The following is a 26,523-nucleotide window of genomic DNA, read 5'->3' as shown; positions in this document are numbered from 1 at the left end:
TAAACTCTTTCTTAACACTTCATGAGAAAACTTCTATTGAGCACTTGGCTCTTGACTTTGTTTTTTTGCCTGCCTGTACTAGCGCAGGACGTTGCCATAAGTGGACGTGTCACGTCTATTGAGGATGGCACTCCACTACCTGGAGTAAGTGTACAGCTCAAAGGAACAACACGTGGTACTACGACCGATGCCGAAGGAAACTACCGAATTAACGTTCCAACCAACGGTCGACTGATTTTTAGCTACATCGGATTTGCGTTACAGGAGGTTGCTATCGGAAATCAGTCTGCCATTAATGTTACGTTATCACCGGATGCCGCCAATCTGGACGAGGTTATCGTTACTACGTTTGGTACGGCCAAGAAAGCTTCATTCACAGGCTCAGCAGGTACGATTAATACAGAGCAACTGAAAAATCGCGTAACGACGAATATTGCGCAGGCGCTTTCGGGCGCTATCGCCGGTGTTCAGACAACCGCCGGTAGCGGCCAGCCAGGTTCGGCGCCGGATATCCGGATTCGTGGTTTCGGCTCTATTTCATCGGGTAACGATCCGCTCTACGTTGTGGATGGGATACCCTATTCAGGTTCGATTGCTAACCTGAGCCCGAACGATATCGAGAGCATTTCGGTACTGAAAGATGCAGCGTCAACGGCGCTGTACGGCGCACGGGCGGCCAACGGCGTGGTAGTTGTGACGACGAAAAAAGGCCAGAAAGATCGTAATACGATCAATGTACGCTACACGAAAGGGTTCAGCACCCGCGGTTTGCCCGAATATGACCGGGTGGGCGTATCGGAATATTACCCGCTGATGTGGGAAACGTACCGGAACAGTGTAGCTTACCGTGCTACAAATCCTTTGTCTTTATCAGCCGCCAACGCCGATGCTACGTCTCGACTGATTAGCCTGGTTGGATACAACGTATATAATGTACCGGACAATCAGGTAGTCGACGTAAACGGGCAGATGAACCCGAATGCGCAACTTAAGTTTTCGCAGGATGATCTGAACTGGGAGAAGCCTATCATGCGGCAGGGCAATCGCGATGAAGTAAGCCTGAGTTTTGCGGGAGGGCAGAATAAAACCGACTACTTCCTGTCGATGACGTACCTGAATGATAAAGGCTACCTGATACGTTCCGATTATGACCGGTTTACGGGTCGACTCAATATCAATTCACAATTGAAACCCTGGATACGGGCGGGAGCGAACATTTCAACAACCATTACAAAATCGAATCAGGCTGACGTAGCCAGCAGTACTACGTTCGTGAATCCGTTCTACTTCTCGCGAAATATTGGACCGATTTATCCGGTTTATGCCTACGATCCCAACAATCCAGGCCAGTTCCTGACGCTGCCCAACGGTAATCGTCGCTGGGATTATGGTAACCTGACTGCGCTGGGATTGCCCGCCCGCCCTCAATTTGGTGGACGACACTCGGTGGCTGAAACGACGTTGAACCAAAACTATTTCCGTCGGAACGTACTGGGTGCCCGTGGATATGCTGAGATTACGTTTCTAAAAGATTTCAAATTCACGACCAACATCGGTACCGATATTACGAATTACAACGGCTACACGTTCGGTAACCCTGAAGTTGGTGATGGTGCTCCGGCTGGACGGGCCACGCATGAGTTTCAGAATATTTCCAGCTACAACTTCAACCAGTTGCTGAACTACAATAAGTCGTTCGGGAAACATAATGTAGAAGCCTTGTTTGGGCATGAAAACTTCCAGATTAACGATAATAACCTGGAAGGCTCGCGGTCGCAGTTGATTCTGGAAGGAAATTATGAGTTGGTTAACTTTACGACAACCACCAACCTGGCTTCGGTGTACAACACCCGCCGGGTGGAGGGGTATTTTTCGCGTATCAATTATGATTACGATCAGAAATATTTCTTCTCCGCTTCGATTCGGCGCGATGGTTCGAGTAAGTTTTACAAAGATGTGCGCTGGGGTAACTTCTATTCAGTCAGTGGCGCATGGCGTTTAGACCAGGAGGAATTTGTTCGGTCAATTCCTTCGATTAGTTTACTGAAACTGAGAGGTTCATACGGACAAACGGGTAATGATGGTGGTGGTAATACGGCTCAATTTGCGCAGGATAACACGATTAGCTATTACGCCTGGCAGCCGCTGTACAACCTGGGTTGGAACAACGCTTCGGAAGCGGGTATTCTACAATCGAGTCTGGGTAACACCAACCTGGCCTGGGAATCGAGCAACGCATTCGACGTAGCCCTGGAGTTCAGCCTGTTTAAAGGCCGCGTATCGGGTACGGTTGAGTACTTTGATCGCCAGTCGTCGAACCTGATTTTTGCCGTACCACTTCCCTTATCGGCTGGTATTTCGACCGTTACCCGGAACATTGGAACCATGTATAACCGGGGTATTGAAATCGAACTTGGTCTTGAACCTGTTCGCTATAAAGATTTTGTATGGCGCCTTGATTTGAACGCGACGAGTTTAAAGAACAAAATCACGAAGATGCCTGCCGAAAACCCTGAAATTATCGACGGTACCAAAAAGCTGGCCGTGGGGCGGTCAATTTACGACTACTGGCTTCGTGAATACCGGGGTGTGAACCCAGCTACTGGAGAAGCTCAGTATCAGGCTGCAAGTTTTGTAGCCAGTAGCACACGTGTTACTGAGGGCGGTGATACGTTGACGACTAACTTCAACAATGCTCGGTATCATTACAACGGCTCGTCGATTCCGGCGCTGTCGGGGGGCTTCACCAATACGTTCAAATACAAAGGATTATCGCTTTCGGCCTTATTTGTTTATCAGCTAGGCGGAAAAACCTACGATGCGGCCTACGCTTCATTGATGAGTTCAGGTGGTTATGGCAGTGCCAAATCGGTGGATATCCTGAGACGCTGGCGGAATCCGGGCGACGTAACAGACGTGCCCCGTATGGACGCAGCCCGGACTTCAGATTTCGATGCTCAGTCGGATCGTTGGCTCATCGATGCCAGTTACCTCAACCTTCGTGCGGTAACACTTTCGTATGCCATTCCTACTACGTTGGCGAAGAAGGTTTTCCTGGAAAATGCACAGGTTTACGTCAGTGCTGAAAATTTCCTCATCCTTTCCAAACGGAAAGGGATGAACGTTCAGCAGACTTTCACGGGTGTTACCAGCAACGTATTCAGCCCGGCTAAGAGCGTCGTATTAGGTATTTCATTCACACTTTAAGTAGCAACAAACTCATGAAAAAGCAATTTCTGACCATACTAGTTGCTCTGGGCCTGATGACAACGGCTTGTGAGCAGGAATATTTAGAAACATCGCCAACGGGCAGTATCGATGCCGGTGCCGCTTATGCGACCACAAAAAATGCGGCCGCAGCCATCAACGGAATTTACCGCGCCATGGTAGTACGTTACCTGGATTCGCAGGGACACTTTGGGCACCCGGCCATGATGATTATTCTGGACGTACTGGGCGAAGACGTAGTGATCAGTAATACGTCGAATACGTGGCACCTGACCGAAACGCGCTGGCAGGCGCACCGCTCCGAAACGGCGGTAGGCGATCAGTTAGGGTATCAGATGTATTACCGATTGATTGGTAATGCCAACATCGCCGTTGCTAATATCGACAATGCAGCGGGTGCGCAAACGGAGAAAAACCAGATTAAGGGCGAGGCTTTAGCGCTACGTGCCTTTTCGTATTTCAACCTGGTTCAACTCTATGGCAAACGGTACGATTCTGCGAACAAGCCTAACAGCCAACTTGGTGTTCCTTTAGTGTTAACGCCAACAACCGAAGGTCTGCCCAGAGCAACTGTTGAAGAAGTTTATACGCAGATAAACAAGGACTTAGCCGATGCTGCCGCACTACTTACGTCGACACGTGCCTATAAGTCGCATATTAATCTTGAGGTCGTAAAAGGCCTTCAGGCCCGGGTTGCCCTGACGCAGCAAAACTGGGCCGATGCTGCCAAATTTGCGGCTGAAGCGCGTAAAGGATATACACCCATGACGGTGACGCAGTATCAGGATGGTTTTGCCGACATCAGCAATCCGGAATGGATGTGGGGCTTCGATCACCTCGAAGATCAATCGGAGTTTTTTGGAGCGTATCACTCGTATATCTCCTGCAATTTTAACTCGACCAACATTCGCGTAACGCCAAAAGTCATCAACAGCACACTTTACGATCAGATACCTACCACAGATGTGCGTTCGAAAATGTGGGTGAAAAATGCAACGGCCGCTAACTCGATTGTGCCAACGGGTGGTGTGCGGGCTCCTTACCTGAACCAGAAGTTTCGTCTGCCCGGTACGCCGTCAACGAGCACGATGGGTGACATTCCGTACATGCGGGCCGCTGAAATGTACCTGATTGAAGCTGAAGCACAAGCTCGTTTGGGTAATGCTACGGCCGCAGCCAGCGTACTGTTTGATCTGGTGAGTAAACGCGATCCGTCTTACAAACTGTCGACCAAAACGGGCACTGCGTTAATCGATGAAATTATCTTCAACCGACGTATCGAACTGTGGGGCGAAGGATTCCGGTTCCTTGACCTGAAACGGATGAACCAGCCACTAAACCGCAATGGGGCCAACCTCAGCAGTGCGGTTGTGGTTCTCTTCGACGTAAAAGCCGGTGATAACCAGTGGGAATTTCTGATTCCACGACGCGAGATTAACGCCAACGCGAAAATTGTGCAGAATCCGCTTTAGTTGAATAAAGAGGCAAACAACGTAACGGGCCAGACTGATAATCCAGTCTGGCCCGTTGTCATTTCTGAAAAAATGCAAGGTATGTAGTAGAGAAGATTTATGCTTTTCATGGATTATAGTTTGCAGTAGGCGGTCAGTAACGTACTTTTGCAGACTACGTAGCGCACTACTTTCTAGAATGAGTCTTGAATCCCTTCGTAACGAAATCGACGCCCTCGACGACCAATTGTTAAATCTGCTGAATCAGCGCATGGAACTGGTACGTCGGGTTGGCGAACTCAAACGCTCAACGAACGCCGTTATTTACCGCCCCGAACGCGAAAAGCAGATTCTGGATCGGCTTCACGAACAAAATAGCGGCTTGCTGAATCGAGAAGCTATTGAAGCTATTTTTCTGGAAATCTTCGCCGTTTCGCGTAACCTTGAATTACCAGAACGGGTGGCTTACCTTGGTCCTGAAGGAAGTTTTACGCATCAGGCCGCCGAGAGCCGTTTCGGAGCGATGAGTACGTATGTGGCGCTCCCTACGATACGTTCGGTATTCGAAAGTGTCGAAACAGGGCGGGTTCGGTTTGGCGTGGTTCCCATCGAGAATAATCAGGAAGGGGTAGTGAGTGAGGCCATTGACTTATTGCTCGAAAAAGATCTGGCTATAGCCGCCGAAGCACAGATTCCGGTTCATTTTACGTTCGCTACCAAAGCTGAAAACCTCGCTGACATTACGCACATCTATTCGAAGGATATTGCTTTCCGACAGTGCAGCAAATTCCTGAACGATTCATTTGATGGGCTACAGGTCGAAATGGTTCCTGTGGAGTCGACGTCAAAAGCGGCAAAAATGGCGGCTCAGAATCCTAATTCCGCTGCCCTGTGCTCAACCATTGCCGCTAAACTTTTCGGCGTACCCATCCTTTTCGACAACATCGAGGACAGCAATTTGAACCGTACCCGATTTCTGATTCTGGCAAAAGACTTTGTGAACCAACCAAGTGGGCACGATAAAACGACCATGATTGCTCGTCTGCCCAATACAGACAGGCCGGGTGTGCTGGCGGAATTTTTACAGGAATTCAACTTACGACGTATCAATATCACCAAAATTGAAAGTCGCCCACTACGTGAAGGTGCTACGTTCCGGTACTGGTTTTTGCTGGAGTGCGAAGGCCACGCTACTGACCCAGATTTACAGGATATTCTAAATCACCATGCTGCCGAAGTGAAACTGTTGGGTAGCTACGTTCGGGTAGCGTAGAAAATAACGAACGGCCGAAGCATGCGTTTTTCGTTGGTGTAAAACTACAAAATCAAAATCGGGGTTTATGTAGTAAGCACCTGTTTAAGACAGATATGGAAGCCAACGAAAAGACTGATAAAATTGTAGAGGCCAGAATGAAACTCAAGCGTCGGTTTGAGGAGAAAATGGCGCAAACGCCATCCGTTAAGGATGAACAACCGCGCGGTTCGGGGCCGATTAATCGACATGGGATGCCCGAAGTGCCAGTAGGTCAGACCGTAACAGCCAAATGGCCAGTTCTGGATTTAGGCTATCAACCGAGTATTCCACTCGATAAATGGCAGCTTAACATTGACGGGGAAGTCAATAATCCAATTCGTTTAAAATGGGACGATTTGATGGCCTTACCACAAGTTGAAGATACCAGCGATTTTCACTGTGTAACGACCTGGTCGCGGCTGAACGTACCGTGGGTGGGCGTTCGGTTTATGGACGTAGCGGCCCTGGCCGATCCGAAAGGTACGGCTACGCACATCATGTGTTACGGCTATGACGGTTACTCCACCAACGTAGCACTCGAGGAGGCACTCAAACCAGACGTATTGCTGGTACATACGGCCGATGGACAACCGCTTACTCGGGAACATGGCGGACCGCTACGTATGATAACCCCGCAACTTTACGCTTGGAAAGGATCCAAATGGATAAAACGTATCGAATTTCTAACACGAAACCAGCTTGGTTTCTGGGAAGAGCGCGGGTATTCCAACACCGCCTACCCCTGGCGAAATGATCGGTATTCGTAATTCTGAACCGGGATTAAACAGATTTAGGGATTTACACGATTTTGTTTTTCGCTTCAATGAAGCGAAAAACAAAATCGTGTAAATCCCTAAATCTGTTTAATCCCGGTTCAGATTACTTTACTAAATCCAGCAGTAATTCGGGTTCGTTAGTTGTTATGTAGTCAACCTTTTGGTCCAGAAACCATTGAAGGTCGGAACGGGAGTTTACTGTCCAGGCGTTTGTAGTCAGGTTACGCTGTTTGGCTTCCTGAATCCAGTTTTCGTTTTTCTTTAGCACGCTGAGGTAGTAGTCGAATCCATTCAGCTTGTCGGCGGCTAGTTCGGCTGGGGTTTTGTCGCCGTTCAGGTAAGATATTTTAGCAACCGGGTCCAGTTCTCTCACTCGTTTACACACATCGTAGCTGAACGCAATGTACTCTACCCAGGCTTGCGCCTTCAACTGGTGAACCATCGCTACTACACGGTCGGTCAGTTCAATTGATCGGCCCAGCTTCGAGGTTTTTATTTCCAGGATCAACTTGGTTTTGTACTGCTTCATGCCTTCTTTCAAATAGGCTTCGAGCGTGGGTAAACTTTCGCCGTTGCTCAGTTTGAGTTTCGCTAACTCCTGAGCCGATGTTTTTTCGATGTTGATACCGTCGATGGTGGGGTCGTGATGTACAAACATGACCGAGTCGGACGACATGTGTACATCAAATTCACTTCCCATACAACCTAGCTTAACGGCATTATTCAGCGACGTCAGCGAATTTTCGGTTGTATTGCTTTGCTTCCAGGCCCCCCGGTGGGCAATAACCTGGTTACGGATAAACTGGTCTTTAACTAGTCGAAATTCAGCCTTTTGCGCACCCGACTTGTTTTTGACTTCTATGGTAACATCATAAAAAGGTTCTGAAGATTTAGCCGCTTCAGGCTTGATTGACAGCTGATTCGCTTTGTCGATACTGAACAAATTGGCGTTTGGGCCACTCACAACATAGCGTGCATCGGTTTGCTTTGCTTGAAGCGTACCCACAATAAGTTGCGTCGGCGAATAGGTGTAATTGGTGAGATAAAGCATAGGCTGAGCAAGTGAAACCCCCGAGAGGGTAATACAAAAGAGCCATATAAAGTAAATACCTGTTTTTTTCATAATCGAAATGAGTTTTTACGAGAATAAGCTTATTGACCTGATATCTCTTCTTCCATAAAACCATAGCAAAGCATGTGGCAAATCGTCATTTGCGCATCCTCGACCCGGCCGTAGTGCGTGTCTTCAATAACAATAACTTCTTTCGCCAAATCTGCTAACTGACCTCGTTTGGCACCCACCAAAGCGATGGTTAATAAACCATTATCATTAGCCCATTTTGCCGCTTTCACCAAATTCGGCGAGTTTCCACTAACACTCATCATCAGGACTAAATCACCCGGACGAGCGTAATTTTCGAGCTGACGAACAAATATGTCTTCGTAGGCATAGTCGTTACCGAGGGCCGTTATCCAGGCTACGTTATCATTGAGCGACATGCAGCGAAAACGCTTGCCCAATACGTCAGAAGCGCCTTTACCTAGATCGGTGATGAAATGAGAAGCGTTGGCCGCACTCCCTCCATTGCCAAAAGTGAACAGTTGCCGGTCGTCTTCCCAGCACTGTTTCATGAGTTGAATAATCCGTTCCACCCGATCTACTGGAATGGCATCGTAAGTAGCTTTCTGGCTGGAAAGGTACGTCTGAAAATAGGCCTGATTCATTCTGCAAAAACTTAGTTTATAAGGACGTAGCAGTAATTGTTACGTTAAATTTTCGATTCGATACGTATCAATCGTAGACCAGTTCAAGAGCGCCGACTGGTACGGCATCTTCGCCCAGTTTCGCTAATAGAACCAGCGGAGGGTGAAACGCTTTCATAACAAATTTGGGAAGTGCCTGTCGAACGGCGGCACGTAACGGTTCTTCGATCATCGACAAGCCACCACCGAGCACAATCGCATCCGGGTGAAACAGGTGTACTACGTGCGACAGGCCAAGAGCCAACACTGAGCCAATCTGTTCGATCAGCATTCGGGCGGCTGGGTCGCTGGCTTCATAGGCTGGGTGAAGAAACCGGGCTTCTTTGCCAACTGACCCGGCTTCATGGCTCTGCTGAACGGCTATTTTCAATGCTGAATCTTCTGGCAGTTGAGGCAACAAATCACGAATTTGCTTATCAATAGCCCAGCCGGAAATGGTTTGTTCTATTGTTTGCCCGTCTGAATTGGCGCTGGGAGGAACCAGCCACAAATGGCCAATTTCAGATTCTCCTGGCAATGCGCCGTGGTAAAGGTGACGGTCAACGACCATCCCTCCGCCTACACCGCTACCCAGCGTAACATAAAAGACGTGCTTAAATCCAACCGCTACTCCCCGACGAGCTTCGCCGAGCGCTGCTACGTTCGCGTCGTTTTCCACACGCACATGAGCACCTGGAGCCTGTTGCTGAAGCCAGTTTACCATCTCAAATCCCGACCAGCCACCAATCTGGTGCGACGTAGCGATACGTCCGGTTTGCCAATCAACCGGTCCGCCAAAGCCGACGCCGATGGCCTGTGGCGGCTCGGGTAATTGCTGGATGGTAGCCGCGATTTGCGCTAAAATGCCGTTTGCCCCTTTTTTCGGATCAACAGCGTAGCGAAATCGCTGGGTAATCTGGCCCGTCATGTCGCCGGTTATGAGTTGTAATTTTGTGCCACCGATTTCAATACCAAGCTTCATGGGGTAAAATAACTATAGAACGTTGCCAGAAAAAAGAGGAGAGCCGAAAGTTAATATACTGGCAAAATAGGAAACCGGACTAGTTGCTTTATTTCGCGCGGTTCATCGTGGCCCGACCCAAATAAATTTCGTCGCCTTTCAGGCTGATTGTCGTATAAAACGAATAACCACCCTGAATATAGCGGAACATAACCTGGCTATTTTGCTGAGGCTGTGCGTAGGCTTTTGTGGCTGCTATCAGAACCTGATTGCCATTTACAATAGCTCGCACAAACGGTACGTCGTGCGTTTTGATTTGATTCGCATTGTATTTGTACCAGGTTTTGCCCCCATCATACGAACATTCGGTGGCTTCGTTGAGGTAAGTTTCTTTGCCGTTGAACAGATCGCCGTGATGCTTAAATAAACGCCACAACCCGTGGATGTAATGTTCGTAGCAGGCATAGTTGCGGTCGTTGCCAAGGCCTTGCAAAGCTGGGTCGGTAGGAGAGGGCTGGTCGGGCGTTAATTCGTTGTGGTCATCCCAGAATAATGCCCCGTAAGCACCTGTAAACCAATAGAAAATAGCGGTTCCTTCAGCTACAGCAGGTGGGGCCGGGTGTTCGGCTTTGGCGCTCTTTGGAAAGTCGCCCTGTGTGTTGAAAACCCACTGCCAGGCAATCCTTTTTTTGGGCGATAATTTCCGGTTTACTTCCTGCTCACCCAATACGGCAGCCAGCCAGTGACGGTCGCCATTGCCGGTGTGCGGAAACGAATAATCAAATTCTGGATAGAGAAAATACGTACCAGGCATCTGAAAATCAGCCAAATCGGCAAAGGATTTTCCCAGAATATCGTCGGTCATGCCCCGCTGGCGGCTGGTGGCCGTGTGTTTGGCGGGCATGTCATACAACCAACGTATGGTGTCTGTATAATCTTCAGCGCGCGAGTATCCGAAACTGTTGTGCGCAACTGGATCAATGGAGCCAACATGGGTTTGCGGACTGGAATTATCCTTAATGGTTTTCACCATGAATATGTACAGATTCGCCTGTTCCTGACGATCTTTTACCGTATACGTTTCGTTTTCAATATCCAGAAAAATGAAACCATACGTACTTTTCATTCCACCCGGCGGGCAATCGCCAAACCCAACGCACCCACCGCTTAATTCAGACGTAGCCTGATACAACGTATTACGGTTGATACGTGCTCCGGGCTTGGGCGCAGGCGCTTTGTACATCGTCTCGTTGCCCATATCGCTATTGATCGCCCAGTTTAACCCAAACGAATCCGTAAAATAATTCCGATACACAATCCATGCCCGTTGCCGAATATCCAGCGCACTTTTCCAACCTTTGGCTGGAAACCCATCTTTCCAGATCTCTACGTTGGGTACCATCCGACTCTGATCCACCGCCGAAAAACCGCGTCGGAACAGCTTATTTCGGTCTTTTGATACGTGTAAGTTTCTACCGGCTCCGCAGAACGTAATGGTTTTAGTGGCGGGTAACGTAAAGTCGTCTACTACGTCGATGTTGTAATAACCTTTACGTGTGGTAGGCGTAAAACGCGAACGAGGTGTTGGGGTCAGGGCAGTTTGCGGGGGCAACGAACCGGTCAAATACACCGGATCTGGATCGGGAAGGCCGTGAGGACGTAGGTACCAGAAACCTAGACTGCCTGCCACCGTCATGGCTAAAATGATGGGAAGTTTCATTACTGCTCGCAAAGAAATAGAGATTACGACGTTCACCTGAACGTACCATAACTAACGTAGCGGTTACTCAGAACCGTATTCTATTCGTCGATGTACCGCCGGGTGATGGGTTGGTAGGAATCGATACGTCGGTCGCGGAAGTAGGGCCACGTAGTACGGTATTTCTCAGACAGCGCCAGATCGACGGTTTGTACGTGGACCAGTTCCTGATCGTGCGGGGCCAGATACAGCAATGAACCAAACGGATTTGCCACGAATGAACCGCCCCAAAATTGCTGATCGGCTTCGCGACCGACGCGGTTCACGGCCACTACGTGTACACCGTTGGCGATGGCATGACTCCGCTGAATGGTTTGCCAGGCATTGTATTGCTCCTCGTTCTGCTTCGGGTCGGGTTCGTTGGTATCCCAACCAATGGCCGTCGGGTAGAACAGAATTTCGGCACCCATCAACGACGTAATACGTGCCGCTTCCGGATACCACTGATCCCAACAAATGAGCACACCAATACGGGCAAACTTCGTATCGAACACCTTGTAGCCAAGGTCGCCGGGCGTGAAGTAGAATTTCTCGTAATAGCCGGGGTCGTCGGGAATGTGCATTTTGCGGTATTTACCCAGATACGTACCGTCGGCATCGAGTACGGCAGTTGTGTTATGATACAGCCCCTGCGCCCGTTTCTCGAAAAGTGAGGCCACAATCACTACGTTCAGTTCACCCGCGAGTTTACTTAGCCGGTCGGTGGTGGGGCCGGGAATGGCTTCGGCCAGACTAAAATTATGATGATCCTCTACGTCGCAAAAGTAGAGCGAGGGGAATAATTCTTGCAAACAAACAATTTGAGCGCCTTTCTGGGCTGCTTCGCGGATGCCATCGATGGCTTTCTGAATGTTGGCCTCGACATCTGCCGAGCAACTCATTTGTACTAAACCGATATTGACGTTTTTAGACATGGAGCAAAAATAGGACCTTCTGCATGATCAGACCCTATCTATAACAAAAAAGCGTGCTGGCTGGGTTCGAAAAATTCGGGAGTAGCTCAACTTAACTTGCTCCTGAGCCACCAATTATATAAACCTCTAATTGATAAAATTTCCGTAAAAATTCCGGTTGCCAGCGAGCTATTAAACACAAACCATTTACTATTCCACAAGCAGAGAATTGATGCTAACAGACACGACAAGGCCGCTGCCAGCTCCCACCAATTAGAACGTGATCTGAGCGCGTAAAAGACACACGAAGCAACGAGTAAGCTAAAAATGGTAACTGTGAAGGTATTCATTGTCGTTTCTGAAATACGTTGAGTTTAATATGATACCTCAATAGTAGCTCCGTTTCCGAAAGCAAGCCGACCTGTATTGGTGTAAATAATTCGACGGACTGGTTGCGTACTGGCACTAGGTATGTTGACTAAATGCCTGAGAAATACAACATCAGTAGCTGTAGGAATGCAGGTACAAGACCACGTAGTGGGGTTAGTCCAGGCACCGTCCCTTATCGAAACGGGGTTTCCGCTGAACTTAAGCACGAAAACGTCGTATATCCCGGCAGATGTTAGATTAGCTACGTTGGGACCGGGGTCAAAATCGGATGTACCGCCAAATTGGCCAGTCAGAGCCGCATTTCCCAGTTCATCGATAAACATGCCAAAACACTCGTCATGACTGCTGCCGCCCATCCGTCGAGCCCAAATGTAATTTCCTGATGCATTGAGTTTTACCACAAAAATATCTCGAAGCCCTGCCGATGTAAGATTGGCTAAACCGGTACCAGGGTTAAAATCAGCGGTGTTCTCAAAGTATCCTGCCAGATAAACGTCTCCAAGTCCATCTACGGCGACTGAACTGCCATAATCAGACCCTGTTCCGCCAAACTGTTTTGCCCAGACCAGATTTCCCGACTCGTCAAGTTTACTAAGGACAGCATCGTCGTCACCCGCTGAAGTGAGATTATATAATCCTAAAATGTAGGGATCGGCATCTATCGTTCCTTCGAACTGGCCAACGGTATAGATATAGCCGCTTCGGTAAACCAAGGAGATACCAAAATCAAAATTTGACCCTCCGGTGCGTCTGGCCCAGATGAGATTCCCTGACGCGTCAAGTTTGGTAATGAATATGTCGCTGTTGCCAGTCGAATTCAGGTTAAATGTATTAGGACCAGGGTCGAAATCGGCCGTTTCGTAGAAATGGCCGGTGATTAAAATTTCACCAAAGCTGCCAAGCGCTATTGATTTCCCAACATCGCCTGATAGGCCACCCATTCGCTTGGCCCAAACGTACATCCCCGATGTATTCAATTTGCTAACAAAAACGTCGCTGGCGCCCGCCGATGTCAAAGTAGCAGTAGATGGCCCCGGTGCGAAATCGGCAGTGGCAGCAAAACGGCCAGTTGTGTAAACGTTGCCTGTCAGGTCTACGTCAATGGACAAACCATTATCGTCCATTGCTCCGCCGATTTGCCTGGCCCAGACCAGATTTCCCGACCCATCTAACTTGCTGATAAATACATCTTCCGAGCCTGCCGAAGTGAGATTGGCCGTGCCTGCCCCCGGATCAAAATCTACTGTTCCTACGAACTGACCGGTTGTGTAGACATTTCCAGAGCGATCAACGGCTATCGCAGTTCCTTGATCGTACCCTGTTCCACCCATTCGTTTAGCCCATAGAAAGTTACCGGATGCATCTAACTTGCTGACGAAAATATCTTCCATGCCTGCCGAGGTGAGATTCGCTACACCAGGACCCGGATCGAAGTCGGCTGTTCCCCCAAAATAACCGGTCGTGTATACATTTCCTGAACCGTCGACAGTTACGGCGTTACTATAATCACGCTCTACGCCCCCCATCTGCTTCGCCCAGATAAGGTTCTGAGCCTGAGCAGAAACAACTACGTTTAAATAGGCCACAAGGAGATACAGCAGATACTTGGGGTGGCGTAGTTTATAGAAGCCGTTGAGTTTGATAGACATAAGGGTAATTTGTTCATAACCAGAACAATACTATAGAATCCTTCCCAGCCTGCCAAACCGCTTACTCAAAAGTCAAATTCGGCTCATTTCAAATGAATTGACGTAACAAATGGCTTTAGCGTTACGTCAGAAACATAGTAGGACCTCAGCTGTGAATACTTTAAATTGTCTAACCAACGTAGTATTCAGCAAAACGCATGATATGACAACGCGACGAACATTCCTGCATACAACTGCCCTTACTGGAGTTGCCGCTTCGATACTCCCCAATGCCCTCTGGGCTGCTACAAAACCCGCCAAAGACCGGCTTGGTGTGGCGTTGGTCGGCTTGGGTTATTACAGTACCGATTTACTGGCCCCGGCTTTGCAAAAAACAAAACACTGCTACCTCGCTGGTATTGTAACTGGTACGCCCGAAAAAGCCGAAAAATGGAAGAAACAGTACAATATTCCCGATAAGAATATTTACTCCTACCAAACCTTCGATCAGATTGCCAATAACCCTGATATCGACGTAGTATACGTAGTGCTGCCTCCGTCGATGCACGAAGAATACGTAGTGCGGGCCGCCAAAGCGGGCAAGCATGTTTGGTGTGAGAAACCGATGGCGGTAACGGCAAAAGAATGTCAGAATATGATCGATGCCTGCACCAAGAATAAAGTTACGCTGGCTATAGGCTATCGGCTTCAGCATGAGCCTAATACGCAGGAGTGGATGAAAGGACTACGCGAGGGGAAAATTGGTAAAATTCAGATGGTAGATTGCGCGGCTGCGTATTATGACAATCGTACAACACACTGGAAGCAGAAAAAAGAAATGGGCGGGGGCGTCATGTACGATATGGGCGTCTACGTCATCCAGGGAGCCCGGTTGGCAACTGGCGAAGAACCCATTTCGGTAACGGCGCAGCAGTATACGACCCGACCTGATGTCTACAAAAATGGCCTTGATGAGACGTCGATGGTTCAACTGGTTTTTCCGAGCGGTGCCCGAGCTTCCTTGCAGACTAGTTACGGGATGAATATGAATTATCTGCACGTAACGGGCTTAAAAGGATCATGGCGGATGGAACCTTACTCGGGTTATAATGGACAGAAGGGGACCTGGGGCAACGGTGGAACCATTGAGCACCCCTATGAAGTACCCTGGCAACAAACCAAACAGATGGACGACGATGCGCTGGCCATTATGAATAAAAAACCGTTGATTGCTCCGGGCGAAGAAGGGCTACGCGATATTAAAGTAGTTGAAGCGATTTATGCAGCCGCCAAATCAGGTAAGGAGATAAAAATAGTTTGATGTACTCTGTTTCAAGTCTAAAAATTTATCGTTTAGATATTGAACTTAATACGTTGAGAGTTGGAGTTTTATATATAGTGCTGTTTTATCTATACGCTACATTGTTTTAGTTGTATTATATAAAGTCGGGCGGCTCGTTTGGTGAGCCGCCCGACTTTTGCTTATTTCGCCTGTCAACCCCAGCCGCCCATGCAACCCGCCGACTTCGCCCGACTCTCCGCCGACCAGCAACTCGATACCCTTTACTTCACCGGCGATATTCTCGCGAATCGGTACGAAGGCGAAAACATTTTTCTGCTCTACAACCTCCGCGATTTCTACGTAGAGCTTCGGTACGATGCCTATAAAAATGAGCTGCATCAGGTAACGGCTTTCCGCGATACAGACATGTTGGAGCCTTACCTGCCCTATCTGGTTAATTAACGTACCAGTCAGTCTTCAATTTTCAGGCTATTCCCGTTCGCAAATCAGACTCTGTACTGGCATAGTGTGATATATCGTTTTTATTACGTTTTTCCTGACTGTCACGAAACAAATGTGGGGACGTATCATAACGACAGTTTTTACAGTCTTCCTATATTGGTGGATTGCCTACTTCCTGCGAGGTTGTTACCTAGAGTACCGGGATATCCGAATTGAACCTGTTAATCAACCTGCAACGTGGACCTATGACATGTTCACTCCGATATTGGGTGAGCGGATGTACCACGTTTTGATCGATGGGGATTTAGATCAGGAAGCGAGACTTGAGAGGCAATACCAGATTCATCATATACGATTTAAACACCAAGATACAACATTCACGGCAGCAGGTCCCTACGCAGGTCAATACTCCATGTACCCGTATCCAAAATACACCTCACATACAACCAGGGAGAGAGATACTATCATTACGTACTCTGATACGTTGAGATTACCCAAAGGCAAGTTTTCAACGTATTTGTATGGGGACGACTCTGGTGCTGAAACCTACATTTATCACCCTTACAAAGCGACCAAAGGCTGGGTACGTATTCAACTAAAACCGGAGCCATGGGATAGTAGGGATTCTTCTCGACAAAGTCCTGAATGGCTACCAGCTTCTAAATAAGTGATACAGTTAGCCAAGCATAAATTCAGGTAGCAAATCAGATAATAATTATGGATTCTGTTAGAAGTATGCATCTCTAGTGGAAAGATTTCTTCAACTTCAAAAATCTAGTCACTATGAAAACGTTGTTCGCTTATTTAGGACTTCTTTTACTGATTCCTTTTCTGGCACAGGCACAAGTCACTGAACAGACATTAGGCAGTGATCCGGCTTTTCGTCAGGCTGTAGGAAAATCGATACGTTACCCGGCAGCGGCTCGGCAAGCGGAAAAAGTAGCCAAAGCGTACGTCGAATTTAAAGTAGATGGACAGGGTAAGATAAATGATGTTCAGGTATTGAATCAAGCTAATGTGGACAATACCTTTAAAGAAGAAGTCAATCGCTTGATGGCTCAGCTCCCAGCTCAGAATCAAACGTACGCGGGGACCTACGTACTTCCTATTGTATTTCAGTTAGAAGGCAGTGGAAAGGTTGTTAAGCCACGTGAAGAAGGTCGCTCATTTTTAGAATCATTACCGAAAATGGGACTTTTAGAGGATGCTTATGTGATCGCTTTTCTATAAAATTTGAGGGGTCAACATTATTTATGTTCACCCCTCAAATCCGTATTCAATAACACTTTCCCGCCTATTTCAGCGAATACGCCTTAACCGTGTGGTGATTAAAAGTCGGTACGTACAGCACTTGGGCGCTGGCATTATAATCGACATCGGCAGAATTTATTTTTTCGGCAGAAGTGTCCTGTTTTAACTCGGTTTTGCCATCTGCTCCGACGTGCCAGATTTTTCCGCCCCACTCCGTAACGATATAAGCCTGCTTACCTAACGGAGCAATACCATCAATACCGCCCGAAACCTTCGCCAGTGTTTTCATCTGTTTCGTGGCTGGGTCGATGGCCATCAGCGAACCGTCGCCATTACCAATCAATAACATACCGTTATCTACAAGCAGACCATTGGGATTATTAAGGGAACCACCTTCCGAAACCATACTGGCTTTGCCGTCCGTTATTGCCCAGATTCGATTGCTCCGCATGTCCGTTACGTAGATCGTTTTCTTCTGCGTATCAACGGCAATGTCATTGAGAAATTTAGCTTCCGGGATCGGATAACGGTTTACAATCTGACCGGTCGCTTTCGAGATTTCGGCAACCTGCGTCATTTCCGTTACGTATAACTTATCACCCAAAGTACCCATCCCTTTTGTGGAATTGAGGCCTTCGGTAAACTTGAGCTTAATGACTTTTCCGTCCGGGCTTACTTTGGCGATGAAGCTGTTTTTATTCTCCATCGTTGGGTTACCGTTAATGCAGGCAACGTAAAGGATTTTTTGGGCGGGATCATATAAAACCGATTCGGGGGTACGTAGCGTTGTATCAGATTCCCAGAGAGGTTTTAACGTAACGTTCTGGGCGTAGATTGGAGTTAGTGTGCTCCCTAATAGGCTTAGTAAAGCAGGAATGAAATACGTTTTCATTGAGTAAAGGTTTCTAAGTGCGGGCGAAAAATAGCGTAAATAATTAAATAAACCGCCAACTGTAAGAATCCTGCAACGTAGCGGTTGTTACTACGTTGCCCACAAATGACTACTGCCAGTACTACGTAGTACTGGCAGTAGTTGACGTGTTCATTAGCTTTCGTCTGTTGGTTACGAAAAAGCAGGCATTTTTTCTTTAATTCTTTGCCGATAACGTACCGTTTGATCTTCAATACGTATTACGTCGGTTCGGTTTCGGAAGAACGACTCAAAACCCGCAGCAATCGCCATATCCGATAAGCCGTAATAGATTTCCCGGCCTTTCCGACGTTTTCGAAGGAGCATCTTTTTGTCCATATAGCGTAAATTTCGATACAGGAAAAACGGATCGGTATCGGCTAATTCCCGCTGAAGAGTTGGAATACTGACAAATCGTTCGGCAACAATGACCGCCATAATCTGAATGCGCAACGGATGCCCCATCGCTTTGAGCATGTCGGCTAGTTTAGTAGCCGTTGACTGATCGTTCAACATAGTTGCTAATCGTTTAAGTTATGATTAGTCGAGCGTAACGGGAACCGATGGACGTTCTGATTCGCCCTGACGCGGCTCATCGGATGGGGTTTGGTTGATGTTGGGTTGCAACGTAAAAGCGAACTGCGTTTGCTGCCGTTTGACCTTGTATTGATACTGTTTGTTGTCAATTTTTACGATAACCTGGCAGGAGTTTTCGGGCAGAGAGGATAAATCGAGTCGGCGGTTGTATTGATTATGGTTGGTAAATTCCTCATAAAGAGATCGGTTTTGCTGATCAATAACTTCAATTTTATAGCGTAAATGCGCTGGATTATTGATCATCAAATGCACCTTACCCGTCTGGCTTACATACGCATGAACCTGATAGGAAGCCGGAGCCAGGGCGTAATCAGGATCACTACCAGACCGGACGAGAACTTTGGCAGGCGTTACGTTTTGCGCTGCTACGTTGCTGACCTGCGCCCGACCCGCATGGGCTAATAAAACGAACGTAGCAACTAAGCCTAATGTCATTCGGCTAACAGACGGTAGGAGAGTGTGTTGATTGGTTAACATGGCTGAAATTTGTTTTAGCGTTTCAATTCAAGGTTGTATTCCGGTGTCAAAGCAACCGCCTATTCGGATATGGAAATTTTATTTTAGCCTAACGACGTATTTGCCGGCCCACATAACCAGATTTGGCTACGTAGCGCAGTTGGACGAGAAAATCGGTCGTTTGTCGAAAGAAGAGTCGATTGAGGAGGGTATAGGCGCTGTTGGGCAAAATAGCCAGGATAATGAGTCGCAGACGTAGTAAATTTGTGTCTTTAATGGATAGAAGACCGTAAAAATGGCTCGTTTCGGTAATTTCAAGCCTCAGCGGGAAGTTTGGGCACAGGGACTCTTCTGGGTAGGTTATTTTTTGTTCGAGTGGCTCAATACGGGGGCTTACCTGGATAATTTTGAGCAAAGCCTGTTTCAAATCGCCCTGAACCTACCCTTACTGGTTGTGGCTGGATATTGGCATCTGCTCATAACCATCCGTTTTTTATTGAAAGACCGCCTAACGGGTTTCTGGCTAAGTCTGATGGGCGGAATTGCCGTTTTTGGCATTATCCGCCGGTTTATCAATTATTCATTTCTCTATCCAGTCTATTATCCGGATGGGCTGCATAAGCCCTTGCTATACTGGCCTAAAATCCTGGCCGAATCCATGCAGCTGCATCTGGTTGTTGGGCTCTTTGTGGCCGTCGAACTGGTGCGTCATGCACTACGTCAGCAGCAATTAAGCGAAACGTATCGACGGGAAAAACTGGCGGCCGAGTATCGTCTGCTGCAATCGCAGGTGCACCCTCATTTTCTATTTAATACGTTAAATAATCTGATGTCGGTTTCGCTGCACCAACCGGCCCAGATGCCACGTCTTTTGCAACGATTGGCTGGCCTGCTCAGCTACCAACTCCACGAAAGCCACCGCCCACAAGTGCCCATAAAAAAAGAAATCGGCTACCTGAACGATTACATTGCACTGGAAAAAATTCGTTACGGTGACCGTCTGGACGTGCAAACCAACTTCGACGAATTGAAAAATCTAAACGAGTTAATGATTCCACCAATGCTTCTGTTACCTTTTGTCGAGAACGCATTTAAACACGGAGCTGCTCAAACCGAAACCGATTGCTGGATTCAATTACATTTGTCGCAGAATAGCAACCGACTGGTGTTTTCGGTGGAGAATTCGGTGCCAGATGACGTAACGTACCCCGAAGCATCGGGGCTGGGGCTGACGAACTTAAAAAAACGACTGGATATTCTGTTTCCTGGTCAACACGAACTGGTTACATTGCCTGAAGACAGTCAGTTTCTGGCCGTTTTGAAATTTAATATGAACTGATTTCTACGTAATGATTCTTGAGGATGAAAAACTCTTTGGTGTTGCTACGTGGTGGATCATTAATCTAAACTGCTTATTAAGGTAGAGTCTATTTTAAATTCTCTTTTTTAGATTCAACCAATGATAAAACGTGAACAAAAATCTTACAACCAAACAATTATGATTAACAAAACTCTGCTTACGACAACTGGCCTATGTGTACTTCTGGCTGGTTTTACTGCCTGCGGTCAGAATACAGCTGATAACCGAACCGGAGCCGGTCAAGCCAGCGGTGGAACTCCCGTCGAAACTAAAGATCCTAATTCTGCTTACAAATCAGCTTTTGCTGGACAGACCCGGATTGCTGGTGTGAAAACCGCCACTCCTTACGAAGCAAAAGTCCTGACCGAATCGCTTAAAAGCCCGTGGGGTATCACGAGCCTGCCCGACGGACGGCTGCTTGTTACTGAGAAGGCAGGTACCATGCGGATCGTTACGAAAGATGGCAAAGTAAGTGAAGCTATCACGGGGCTGCCGAAGGTGAATCCAGCCGGCCAGGGCGGACTATTGGGTCTGCGTACCGATCCTGATTTTGCATCTAATCGGATGATCTACTGGGTGTTTTCCGAAGCCAGTGATGAGGGAAATCTGACGGCTGTTGCCAAAGGAAAATTAGCGAGCGATGAGAAGAAAATTGAGGGCGCAACAGTCATTTACCGCGCTACGCCAGCCTATAAAGGTAATTTGCACTACGGGGGTCGTATCCTGATCGATAAATCTGGTAATCTGATTATCAGTACCGGCGAACGCTCTGACCTGGTAACCCGGCCGCAGGCACAGTCGCTGAATTCGGGGTTGGGCAAAGTGATACGTATCACCAAAGAAGGCAAACCGGCCGCAGGAAATCCGTTTGCAGGTAAAGATGATGCGCGTCCTGAGCTCTATTCCTATGGCCACCGGAACGTACAGAGTCTGGCGTTTCATCCGGTTACGGGCGATGTATGGGAAGGCGAATTTGGTCCGCGCGGTGGCGATGAAATCAACCGTATCCAGGCCGGCAAGAATTATGGCTGGCCCACAATTACCTACGGAATCGAATATGCCGGTCCGAAAGTGGGGGAGGGAATTCAGCAGAAAGACGGTATGGAGCAACCCGTGTATTACTGGGACCCCAGCGTTTCGCCAAGCGGTATGACGTTTTACAGCGGTAATGCCATCCCTGAATGGAAAAACAACCTTTTTGTTGGTACCCTGAGCGGAATGCACATTGCCCGACTGGTGATTGAAAACAATAAAGTTGTGGGCGAAGAGCGACTTCTTTCGGATCAATACCAGCGTTTCCGGGACGTAACGCAGGGTAACGACGGCGCGCTGTACGCAGTTACTGACCAGGGCAGACTGTATCGCATCGACAAAAAATAGTGTTTGTTAGTCGGTACTACGTTGTAGATCAACATAGTACCGACGCTTGGCTTATTAATCCAATGGCGATACGTTGTTTTGTCCTGGACGATGAACCACCGGCAACTGACCTGTTGAAAGACTACATTGGTCGGTTGCCGGATTTGCAATTGGTCGGCTTGTCGAACAGCCCGACGCAAGCCCTTTTGTTTCTCCAGCAAAACCCAATCGACGTATTGTTTCTGGACATTCAGATGCCCCGGCTCACGGGTTTCGATCTGCTACGTCCGCTGGGCTACCGACCCAAAGTTATTTTCACCACGGCTTTTCGGGAGTACGCGCTGGATAGCTACGAATTCGACGTAGTGGATTTTTTGGTAAAGCCCATTTCGTTCGAACGGTTCCTGCAATCAGTGGGTAAAATTTATCGCTTCATACCAACAACATACGCTCAGCCGGAGCCATCTGAACCGATACGTTCTGCGAAAGACTATCAGTATTTCAAGGTCGATAAGGAAATGGTGAAGCTTGATCTGGACGATATTCTTTGGATTGAGAGTCTAAAAGACTACGTCCGAATTCATACGTTATCGGGACCGTTGGTATCGTATCTGCGCATCAGCTATCTTGAAGAAAAGCTGCCCCCAAATCGGTTTGCCCGAATTCACAAATCCTTTATTGTCGCGCTGGATCACATTCAGGCCATCAGCGCTACGTACATTCGGGTCAATAATGAAGAAATTCCCGTAGGGCGTATCTACAAAGCCAAACTCGACGAAGTGCTTCAACGACGGTGAATAATTATATCCTGACTTTTTGCCAAACACCTTCTAACCACATCTTTCGCCCTTCGCAATTCCAATGCGTATCGCTTTTCAGATAAGGCGAAGAAGGCGAATTTTTAAACCGATTATACGTATCAATGAACGGAACGTTTAGTCGGGGATTAGCCTGTATTCGTTCGATGAGATGATTGTAATCCCCTCTGCTGGGTTCCAGAATACTGGTTTTGTTAGGAATCAAAGAAATATAAACCTCATCGAAACCGAGCCGACGATATCGCTCAGCTGTTGCATTCGCCGTATCGACCAGCGCATTAACTTCCCGATCAGTTAAAGGCGAAAAAGACGAGTTTAGGCGTTTGGTCGTGTCGATATCCAGATTGAGAAAAATGTGCTGGCGATTTTCCGATAACGTAACGCTCCCGTTATCGCGATCAAACCAATTCAGCGTCAGACGGGCTTTCAGCTCTTTAAACCAGAAAGCCCAATCGTGGCTAAACAGAGCCGATTCCAGTCGTTCTTCTACGTCGCTTCGGTGAAATTCGTTACTGATACGTTGTCGTAGCGGTGGCCGTACCGTGGGACTTTGACTCGTATCGGTCTGGACAACCAGTTCGCTGATGGGGTGGGCAAAATGTTCCCGAAAATGACGCTCTACAGTTTCAATGATCAGTACGTTACGTTTGGTCGTATCGAGCTGCGCCCGTTGCCGAAAATCCCAGGCTACCCGCTGAAAATGACTTACCCGAAAATCGGCTTCACTAAGTCGTTGCGGTTCGGTGAAGCTATCACCAATGATATACAAATGCGTCGAAGCCGTGTCGCTAGCCCGATTCGCTGATGGACATTCGAATGCTGGCTCCTTAAACTGAGGTAAAGGCGACAGTCGGTACAGATCGCCGAATCGATAATCGTCGGCAATAATACCCGTCTCATAAAGCCAGTGTGAAACTGTACTAGACAGACCTCCAGCCCAGAGTATCAAGACAATAGCTAAAACAAAGTAACGTAGTATGGGCATTTTTTTGCGAGAAGCAGGGATCGCAGGGATTGCAGAGGTGTATGGAAAGAGCTGAAATTGATACCCAATCCATGCGATCCCCACTATCCCTGCTCCATGCTACCTTATTCGTATTCGAAATAACTGAACGGCCTGCTGTGCACCACTCAGAATATATACTTCATTGGTACGTTCATCAAACTGTAACGCTACCGGAAAATCGCTTGGAATGGGCCTGTCGCCAATAATCCGGCCGTTCAGGTCATATAACGTAGTGAAACCTCCCGATTTTACGCTAATCAACTCCACACCAGCGCCAAGCCGGTGATACCGTATGTTGTTACGTCCCGACTGAAGCGCTCGCACATCGAATCGGCGCTGCCCTTGTTGATCCAGCACGGTTAGCTCGGTATCCGTAGTACGTAGTAACAACCAGTTGGTTTGATCTTCGTCTGGGAAAAGCCGGAATTTATCACTGCGAACGGGTCGATATAACTGTGTTCGTTTGGCAATCAGACCGTTGAGATTTAGCGCAAATAATTGCCCTTCGTCGGCAATGGTTTGGATGAGCGATTGATTAGGAGGTAACAAAGCTGGCCCACTAAAGCCTAATATAGCTTCATCTTCGTTTTTTCGCTCAATCCGACTCGGGAAATGCGGGTACTGAGTCCCGTTTTCGCGCCAGTAATTCAACGTGCCATCTTTCTGAATCATCAGTACGTCCATGCCTTTTTCGGTCGGTATGACCTGAAATGGAAGCTGCGGTAAACTTTTGCGCGGAGCCGTCATGATCCGTACAAATGCCCGACGCTGGCGATCAAGGGCGTAAATGTGCCCTTCTTTATGCGCTGCTAGAGCCACAAAGTTACGTTGCTGACTGCCCCGTGGTCGGGCGAGGTACGACGTATCGATACCCTGCGGAAGTGGAATCGATTGTAAGGTAACTTCTTTCGAAATACGTACCGGATCCGCAATATATAGCGTCCGGTCGGTCATGAACAGATACTGAAGCCGGCCATTGTTCAGAAAATCAACTCCTAATGCGTTACTACGTATTGGCCCGTCGATATTGCTTTGAACGATTTTATCGCCCTGGGGTGTAACGAGCACAAACTGTCCGGCATTATTCTGTGCGTAAAACTGGGCAGAACTATCACTTAAGTTACCAGTTACAATCGGAGCCGAAATCAGTGGAGCGTTAAATTCTGTTTTCTTCTGTAATAGCAACTTATTGAGTACCATCTTACTAGCCCGGCGAGTGGTACGTCCCAACACGACAGTCGACTGGATATTTTCGTTGCCGTAGCTGGCCTGATACGCCATATTTTCCAGGTTCGACAAGGCCGTTGTTCCGGTGGCCGGATCGATACGGTCGAGTAGATTTTGCCAGGCCAGCGGCCAGGTTGGTGGAACCGTTGTTGCGGCCCGGTTTAGTCGCACAAGCGCCGTGAAATTGGCAGGACGTAGTGTTGCCTTCAAAAACTCGGCCTGCCGCTGGTCGGTTGTCCAGATGGCTCCGCGTTGCACCTGTTGCAGATAATCCTGTAGCGCTTCTTCGCTGTTAGCAACAATCAGCGAGGTGCCGTGCTGCGTAATCCAGCTTTGCGAGAATCCTGAGAACAGGCTGCTGAAGAGCGAAGCGGGCAGTTCGGGTACGTTGAGTTGCAGGATTTTATGACCCAGATACGTTTTAGGTTGCCCTGCATTTCGCGCACCGGCCCGATACCCTGCCTGTTGAAATGAATTCGCCAGTTGTTTTCCGTTTTCGGCCGTCAGAATTAACACCTGACGCAACGTACCATCGGGCGATTCGAGCCGGCATAGGAGCAAATCGCTGCCCAACGATGCATATAACGCGGGTGTAACCGGTTCGAGCAGCGTAAATCGGTCACGTAGAAAATCGCTGGAAGCCGAGCTTAACAGATCACTTAAGGATTGGCCAAAACGCTTGGCATCACTCACACTGATGTGATACAACGTAGCGGTCGTCTGCGGAATTAAATGCGGGTGCTGAATACGTTGGGGATTCTGACTGGCGAACAGGGCCGCTACGTCCCGCCGTTCACCGATTTCATCAACGGAATAACCAATCAGGTGCGAGTGAGCCGCCGACTGACGAAATTGTAAAGTCAATTGTTCGGGCAGAAACAGACGTACCAACGACCCAACGTTGCTGAACAACGACTGAAGCACTTCAGGACGTACCGACACACCAGCCTGTAATTGAGCGTCAGTGCGAAAGGCGGGGCCATTTATGACCGGGTCGTCCTGATCAAGTTTCAGAGACTGGTGCATGCGTTTCGCTACGTTCTCGATAAGAATGCCCGAAACGCTGCCAATCAGAAAGTTGTCAGTAAGAATGAATGAGCCAATCGGTTCGCCGTCGCGGGAAACCAGGTCCCGAATCTTTTCACCAGAAAACGTATGGCTGAGTACCCGGAACTGACGAGGATTTGGGGCCGTCACCCGACTCAAAAATTCCTGATCGTTGTTAGTGATTGGTACGTAGAAAATGTAATCAAGCGTCGATTTCGAAATTGAATGCAGCGAGTATCGAACGTTACGTCCGGTAATAAACTTCAGAACGGTTGCCGAATCGGCGGTGGCGTAGAGAAAGCGATTGAGTCGCTGGCGGGCTTCATCAAAAACGGGCACCTGACGTATCGACATCTGCGTCCGTAAAATACGAGCCGGAATGGTGTCCTGCAATCGGTCGCTGGCAAGTACCATCAGGGCACCGGGCGGTATCAGGGAGCCAACGGTTTGCGTTGCCGGAACGAGCTGACGATAGCCAAACCAGCCGCCAATTACCAGCACGATTGCCCCAATACCAAGCCAGAGACGTTTTGACATTTATAAGTTATAAAGTTGTAGGGTTGTAAAGTTAGAGGGTTGTAAGGTTATAAAGTTGTAAAGTTACGTTTGTCAGACCGTCAACTCT

The 26,523-nt window shown here is 48.1% G+C and carries 22 protein-coding genes; 11 read left to right on the top strand and 11 right to left on the bottom strand.

The genetic code is table 11. The features are described 5' to 3' along the window. Positions 1-21 precede the first annotated feature (21 nt). The 4 genes from ACYVF1_RS14400 (at position 22) to ACYVF1_RS14385 (ending at position 6,740) form a co-directional block, all read left to right on the top strand. On the top strand, positions 22-3,207 hold the full coding sequence (locus tag ACYVF1_RS14400) for a SusC/RagA family TonB-linked outer membrane protein (protein ID WP_461079867.1): 3,186 nt from the start codon (positions 22-24) through the stop codon (positions 3,205-3,207). Between the two features lie 14 nt (positions 3,208-3,221). Then, entirely contained in the window at positions 3,222-4,700 is a 1,479-nt protein-coding gene (locus tag ACYVF1_RS14395; RefSeq protein WP_461079865.1) for a RagB/SusD family nutrient uptake outer membrane protein, read from the top strand. 178 nt (positions 4,701-4,878) lie between these two features. Further along, the gene (gene pheA / locus ACYVF1_RS14390) at positions 4,879-5,952 is read left to right on the top strand and encodes a prephenate dehydratase (protein WP_461079863.1); all 1,074 of its coding nucleotides are present in this window, start codon (positions 4,879-4,881) and stop codon (positions 5,950-5,952) included. A gap of 95 nt (positions 5,953-6,047) precedes the next feature. Beyond that, positions 6,048-6,740, top strand: coding sequence for a sulfite oxidase-like oxidoreductase (locus ACYVF1_RS14385; RefSeq protein WP_461079861.1), 693 nt, complete (start codon positions 6,048-6,050; stop codon positions 6,738-6,740). A gap of 112 nt (positions 6,741-6,852) precedes the next feature. Here the strand turns inward: ACYVF1_RS14385 and ACYVF1_RS14380 are convergent, their stop codons facing one another. The 6 genes from ACYVF1_RS14380 to ACYVF1_RS14355 form a co-directional block, all read right to left on the bottom strand. Next, complete coding sequence (locus tag ACYVF1_RS14380) at positions 6,853-7,800, bottom strand: glycerophosphodiester phosphodiesterase (protein WP_461079859.1); 948 nt, start codon at positions 7,798-7,800, stop codon at positions 6,853-6,855. Positions 7,801-7,901: 101 nt separating this feature from the next. Continuing rightward, complete coding sequence (locus ACYVF1_RS14375) at positions 7,902-8,474, bottom strand: D-sedoheptulose-7-phosphate isomerase (protein WP_461079857.1); 573 nt, start codon at positions 8,472-8,474, stop codon at positions 7,902-7,904. Between the two features lie 67 nt (positions 8,475-8,541). Next, positions 8,542-9,474 carry an ROK family protein gene (locus ACYVF1_RS14370; RefSeq protein ID WP_461079855.1) on the bottom strand — a complete coding sequence of 311 codons (933 nt, stop codon included), beginning with the start codon at positions 9,472-9,474 and terminating at the stop codon, positions 8,542-8,544. Between the two features lie 88 nt (positions 9,475-9,562). Next, positions 9,563-11,173 (bottom strand): hypothetical protein, encoded by a 1,611-nt coding sequence (locus tag ACYVF1_RS14365; RefSeq protein ID WP_461079853.1) that lies wholly within the window; start codon positions 11,171-11,173, stop codon positions 9,563-9,565. Between the two features lie 80 nt (positions 11,174-11,253). Continuing rightward, positions 11,254-12,126, bottom strand: coding sequence for a carbon-nitrogen hydrolase (locus tag ACYVF1_RS14360; protein ID WP_461079851.1), 873 nt, complete (start codon positions 12,124-12,126; stop codon positions 11,254-11,256). A 353-nt stretch (positions 12,127-12,479) separates the two neighbouring features. After that, a complete protein-coding gene (locus ACYVF1_RS14355; protein WP_461079849.1) occupies positions 12,480-14,144 on the bottom strand; it encodes an SBBP repeat-containing protein in 1,665 nt (554 codons plus the stop codon). A gap of 202 nt (positions 14,145-14,346) precedes the next feature. Here ACYVF1_RS14355 and ACYVF1_RS14350 point away from each other — a divergent pair, with 202 nt between their 5' ends. From ACYVF1_RS14350 to ACYVF1_RS14340, 3 genes are all read left to right on the top strand, one after another. Next, a complete protein-coding gene (locus ACYVF1_RS14350; protein ID WP_461079847.1) occupies positions 14,347-15,444 on the top strand; it encodes a Gfo/Idh/MocA family protein in 1,098 nt (365 codons plus the stop codon). Positions 15,445-15,633: 189 nt separating this feature from the next. Then, entirely contained in the window at positions 15,634-15,867 is a 234-nt protein-coding gene (locus tag ACYVF1_RS14345) for a hypothetical protein (protein ID WP_461079845.1), read from the top strand. A 783-nt stretch (positions 15,868-16,650) separates the two neighbouring features. Continuing rightward, on the top strand, positions 16,651-17,097 hold the full coding sequence (locus ACYVF1_RS14340; RefSeq protein WP_461079843.1) for a TonB family protein: 447 nt from the start codon (positions 16,651-16,653) through the stop codon (positions 17,095-17,097). A 64-nt stretch (positions 17,098-17,161) separates the two neighbouring features. On the opposite strand, the gene ACYVF1_RS14335 is transcribed toward ACYVF1_RS14340, so the two are convergent. The 3 genes from ACYVF1_RS14335 to ACYVF1_RS14325 form a co-directional block, all read right to left on the bottom strand. Beyond that, positions 17,162-18,010, bottom strand: a complete 849-nt coding sequence (locus tag ACYVF1_RS14335) for an SMP-30/gluconolactonase/LRE family protein (RefSeq protein ID WP_461079841.1) — start codon at positions 18,008-18,010, stop codon at positions 17,162-17,164. A gap of 171 nt (positions 18,011-18,181) precedes the next feature. Beyond that, the gene (locus ACYVF1_RS14330; protein WP_461079839.1) at positions 18,182-18,544 is read right to left on the bottom strand and encodes a hypothetical protein; all 363 of its coding nucleotides are present in this window, start codon (positions 18,542-18,544) and stop codon (positions 18,182-18,184) included. 24 nt (positions 18,545-18,568) lie between these two features. After that, positions 18,569-19,060 carry a hypothetical protein gene (locus ACYVF1_RS14325; RefSeq protein WP_461079837.1) on the bottom strand — a complete coding sequence of 164 codons (492 nt, stop codon included), beginning with the start codon at positions 19,058-19,060 and terminating at the stop codon, positions 18,569-18,571. A gap of 142 nt (positions 19,061-19,202) precedes the next feature. Between ACYVF1_RS14325 and ACYVF1_RS14320 the strand changes: the two genes are divergently transcribed. From ACYVF1_RS14320 to ACYVF1_RS14305, 4 genes are all read left to right on the top strand, one after another. Continuing rightward, on the top strand, positions 19,203-19,340 hold the full coding sequence (locus tag ACYVF1_RS14320; protein WP_461079835.1) for a hypothetical protein: 138 nt from the start codon (positions 19,203-19,205) through the stop codon (positions 19,338-19,340). Between the two features lie 36 nt (positions 19,341-19,376). Then, positions 19,377-20,420: a sensor histidine kinase gene (locus ACYVF1_RS14315; protein WP_461079833.1), complete on the top strand. Its 1,044-nt coding sequence runs from the start codon at positions 19,377-19,379 to the stop codon at positions 20,418-20,420. Positions 20,421-20,579: 159 nt separating this feature from the next. Further along, positions 20,580-21,821: a PQQ-dependent sugar dehydrogenase gene (locus ACYVF1_RS14310; RefSeq protein WP_461079831.1), complete on the top strand. Its 1,242-nt coding sequence runs from the start codon at positions 20,580-20,582 to the stop codon at positions 21,819-21,821. Between the two features lie 62 nt (positions 21,822-21,883). Next, positions 21,884-22,597, top strand: coding sequence for a LytR/AlgR family response regulator transcription factor (locus tag ACYVF1_RS14305; protein ID WP_461079829.1), 714 nt, complete (start codon positions 21,884-21,886; stop codon positions 22,595-22,597). 4 nt (positions 22,598-22,601) lie between these two features. On the opposite strand, the gene ACYVF1_RS14300 is transcribed toward ACYVF1_RS14305, so the two are convergent. Both ACYVF1_RS14300 and ACYVF1_RS14295 read right to left on the bottom strand, forming a co-directional pair. Further along, on the bottom strand, positions 22,602-23,603 hold the full coding sequence (locus ACYVF1_RS14300; RefSeq protein WP_461079827.1) for a hypothetical protein: 1,002 nt from the start codon (positions 23,601-23,603) through the stop codon (positions 22,602-22,604). Between the two features lie 99 nt (positions 23,604-23,702). Next, entirely contained in the window at positions 23,703-26,435 is a 2,733-nt protein-coding gene (locus ACYVF1_RS14295; RefSeq protein ID WP_461079825.1) for a hypothetical protein, read from the bottom strand. Between the last annotated feature and the right edge of the window lie 88 nt (positions 26,436-26,523).

Source organism: Spirosoma flavus, from assembly GCF_054778555.1.
Note: the sequence above shows the minus strand (reverse complement) of the source record. Positions and strands in the feature narration are given on the sequence as shown.